Raw genomic sequence first — 3,755 nt, forward strand, 5'->3', positions numbered from 1 at the left:
AACGGTGCCGAGCGTCGCCTCGAGGATCGCGGGGATCGGATCCGTGATCTCACCAGAAACGAGTGCCCTCGAGGTCGGGGGCTGCGAGCACGTAGCCCGCGAACGAGAACAGTGCGGAGACCGCGCCGACGAGGATCGTCATCATCATTGCGCGCGGGATGCGGCGAGCCGGGTCCGCGACCTCTTCTGCCACGTCGCCGCATGCCTCGAACCCGTAGAAGAGGAAGAGCCCTGCGAGCGCTGAGGCGAGGAAGACGGGCACGTATGAGCCCTCACCCTCGACGCCCATGGTGTCAAAGAACACCGAGAACTCCTGCTTGCGCTGGAAGATGAGGAGGTAGAGGCCGAGGCCGATCACGCCGATAAGCTCGGCCGCGAGACCGATGCGCGCGATGCGCGCGAGGCCCTTCGTGCCAGAGAAGTTGATGAGCAGCGCGAACAGGAGCAGGCCGAGGCCCGTGAACAGCGTCGTCTCGGCGTTGAGCTCAATGCCGAACAGGCTCGTGATGAAGCCCGCGCCGAACTCCGCAACGGAGGTGATCGTGACGATCATCGCCCAGATGTAGATCCAGGCCGCCATCCAGGCGTAGCGCCTGCCCCAGAGCCTGCGCGCCCAGGGATACACGCCGCCGTGGATCGGGTACTGCGAGACGACCTCGCCGAACACGAGCGAGACGAGGAGTTGTCCGCAGGCGACGATCACGATCCACCAGATCGAGGGCGGACCGCCGGTCGACAGTGCGACCGCAAGCAGCGAGTACACGCCGACGAGCGGCGAAAGGTAGGTGAAGCCGAGGGCGAAGTTCGCCCAGAGACTCATGGAGCGGTCGAACTTGCCTTCGTAGCCGAGCACTGACAGGTGCTCTTCGTCGGCGAGCCGCGCCTCCGGTGGGGTTGCAGACATAACGATGCCTTGCCTTTCTGATCTCCGTTGATCTGGACTCTCCCGAGCCCTGCGAGCAGCGTAGACCCGGCACGCACGCCCGCGCGACGCGAATCCGCACACCTGGCACCTGTCGAGCTGTGCAACGACGCAGGTGCGTTGGTTGCGAGTTCGTGCTTCGGTGCTGCTGGCGCGCGTAAGAGGCTGTCGCGTTCGCCGCGACTCAGGCCGCCGGGTGGCCCGTCGCCGCCCCGCTTCTTCCCGTTTTGCTCTGCCATCCGAAATACTGGAGGCTGCGGCGAGCGCGGTGCTCACTGGCGGGCGGGGGACTCTATGCGTGCAACACACATTCATCTTCGGGCGGCGGCCACCCGGCGGCCATCACTGCTTTGGCGAACCGCCCCGCTGTTGCTCGCAGTCGCGCTCACGGCCACAGGCTGCGCCTCGGGAATTCCCGGCGCCGACGCAACACGCGACCCGCTGCCGAATCCCCCAGCAGCCCTCGAGCTGCCCCCGGTACAGGCCACGCCGGATTACCAGCTTGGTGAAGCCTACGAGCCCGTGGCCGGCGTCGGAGTTGTTGCGCGCGACAGGACAGCGCAGCCCGCCAGTGGGATCTACTCCATCTGCTACATCAATGGCTTCCAGACGCAGCCAGGGGAACTTGACCGGTGGCCCGATGAGACGCTCCTGCGCGACGAGGCAGGGAACCTGCGCTTTGACCCCGACTGGCCAGACGAGGTTCTCCTTGACACTTCGACGGCACGGGCGCGAGACCAGATTCACGCTATCGTCGCCGATTGGATCAATGAGTGCGCCCGCGACGGCTTCGCGGCCGTCGAGTTCGACAACCTCGATTCGTATACCCGCTCTGACGGCGCGCTCACCTTCGATGACAACCTCGCCCTCGCCGAGGAGCTCGTGCGCTCAGCTCACCTCGCCGGCCTTGCGGCGGGGCAGAAGAACGCCGCCGAGGACGCCGCGGCATTGCGCGAAACTGCCGGGTTCGACTTCGCGGTAACGGAGGAGTGCAGCGTGTTTCACGAGTGCGGATCGTACGCCGCGGTCTACGGCGAGCACGTCATCGACATCGAGTACGTCGATGCACTGCCCGTCCCGTTCGCTGAGATGTGCGCGGCTGATGATGCCCCCGCCTCGATGGTGCTTCGCGACCGGGACCTCAGCGCCCCTGGCTCCCCGAGCTACGCCTTCGAAACATGCGCAGCGCGGTAAGCCCTTGACCACGTCAATCGCTGCGCGAGCGCTTCGCCGTGCTCAGTCCCAGCTCGCCCCAGCGGTCAGGCGCTCCCGCTGGTGACAGGCAGCGCACACTGATTCGTACTCGACTGAACCATCGTCGATCGCGACCTGTTCGCCGTCAAACACCGGCACGCCGGAAACCTTGCGAAGATTCATCGTTGCCTTCGAGCCGCAGCGGCAGAGCGTGCGGATCTCCTCGATCTCGTGCGCGATGCAGAGTAGTCGCGCAGCGCCTGGGAAGCTGTCCCCGCGGAAGTCCGTGCGGAGTCCGTATGCGATGACGGTGACGCCGACGCGCACCGCAACATCGAGCAGTTCGTTCGCCTGACGCTCCGAGAGGAACTGGGCTTCGTCGACGAGAATTACGTCCAACCCTGCCTCGGCGACGGGTAGCGGATCGCCGTCGACCCAGAGGAAGTCGACCGCGCGCTCCACACCGAGTCGCGACACGACCTTGTCTCCGCCCTTGGAGTCGACTGCGGGCTTCACGATGAGCATCTGCTTGCCGAGCGACTCGTAGTTATGCCCAACCTGGAGCAGCGCGATGCTCTTGCCCGCGTTCATCGCAGCGTACCGAAAATGCAGTTTTGCCATGCTGCGACTGTACCGCTTTGTCGGCGCAGCGCCACGGCCTTTCCGCGCGCGCAACGGCTGTCCGGGGCCTGCCCAGTCGCCGAAGATACGTTTCGAATTACAAAGATGTAACTTACGGAGCTACGTTCTAACCGAAGGAAAACTCCCAGGTCAGATCTCCACCATCCACAGGCCCCTGTGGATAACTTGTGGGTATCTCTCGAATCTAAGCTATGAGTTATCCACATTCCTGGGGATAGCTTGTGGAAACTGTGTGGAGACGGCTACGTCGAGACTGCCGATTCATCGTCCATCGGGAGGTTCGGGAAGTCCTCAAAGATGAGCAGTGTCCGCGACGTGCGCACTGACGGAATCGCCTGCACCTTCTCGAGCACCACGCGGCGCAGGTCCCTCGTATCGCGGGCGCGAACCAACAGCAGCACATCGAACTCGCCGCCGACGAGCGCAATGTGTTCCACCTCGGGGATCTCCTGCAGTCGCGACCGCAGTTCTTGCCACGCAGGCTGCTCGACGGAGAGCGTGACGTAGGCAGACGCATGCTGCCCGAGGAGCACGGGATCGGTGCGAACGGTGTACCCCGTAATGATCCCAGCGGCCTGCAAACGCTTGACCCTCGCATACGCTCCCGCGCGCGAAATGTGCAGCGTCTGCGCAAGCGAGGTCATCGACACCCGCGCGTCCTGCCGCAGTGCCTGCACGATCGCGTGGTCTGTCTCGTCCAGTTCCATAGCGCTCCCACCATCCGAGGCACCAACCCCGGTCACCACTTGTACACATTATTGCCCGAATTGCTCCCTTTCGTCCAACGTTGAGCGAATATTTCGAGACGATTACTACCCTGAGTGGCAACATCTCGCACGCGCGTTCGCCCGCGCGGCGGCAAGCTCAAGGAGGAGCCGATGTCTCACACCCACGCGCAAGCGTCAGCAGCCTCGCTGCTCCCCAGCGAGGCGCCAGTTCAACTCGTCTCCGCGGCGGGATCCCACACCCCAGTCGCCGGCTACGCGCTGCCAGACGA

Annotated in this window: 4 protein-coding genes; 1 reads left to right on the forward strand and 3 read right to left on the reverse strand. The window is 64.4% G+C overall.

Annotated features, from left to right (window positions below):
* Nucleotides 1–49: 49 nt before the first annotated feature.
* Nucleotides 50–904: an APC family permease gene (locus SD72_RS16630; protein WP_232299848.1), complete on the reverse strand. Its 855-nt coding sequence runs from the start codon at nucleotides 902–904 to the stop codon at nucleotides 50–52.
* Between the two features lie 312 nt (nucleotides 905–1,216).
* Here SD72_RS16630 and SD72_RS16635 point away from each other — a divergent pair, with 312 nt between their 5' ends.
* Nucleotides 1,217–2,116, forward strand: coding sequence for an endo alpha-1,4 polygalactosaminidase (locus SD72_RS16635; RefSeq protein ID WP_042545590.1), 900 nt, complete (start codon nucleotides 1,217–1,219; stop codon nucleotides 2,114–2,116).
* 42 nt (nucleotides 2,117–2,158) lie between these two features.
* Here the strand turns inward: SD72_RS16635 and SD72_RS16640 are convergent, their stop codons facing one another.
* Nucleotides 2,159–2,737 (reverse strand): thymidine kinase, encoded by a 579-nt coding sequence (locus SD72_RS16640; protein ID WP_042545591.1) that lies wholly within the window; start codon nucleotides 2,735–2,737, stop codon nucleotides 2,159–2,161.
* 263 nt (nucleotides 2,738–3,000) lie between these two features.
* Entirely contained in the window at nucleotides 3,001–3,465 is a 465-nt protein-coding gene (locus tag SD72_RS16645) for an Lrp/AsnC family transcriptional regulator (protein ID WP_198142021.1), read from the reverse strand.
* Nucleotides 3,466–3,755: the final 290 nt, after the last annotated feature.

Source organism: Leucobacter komagatae, from assembly GCF_000834055.1.
Lineage (GTDB): Bacteria > Actinomycetota > Actinomycetes > Actinomycetales > Microbacteriaceae > Leucobacter > Leucobacter komagatae_A.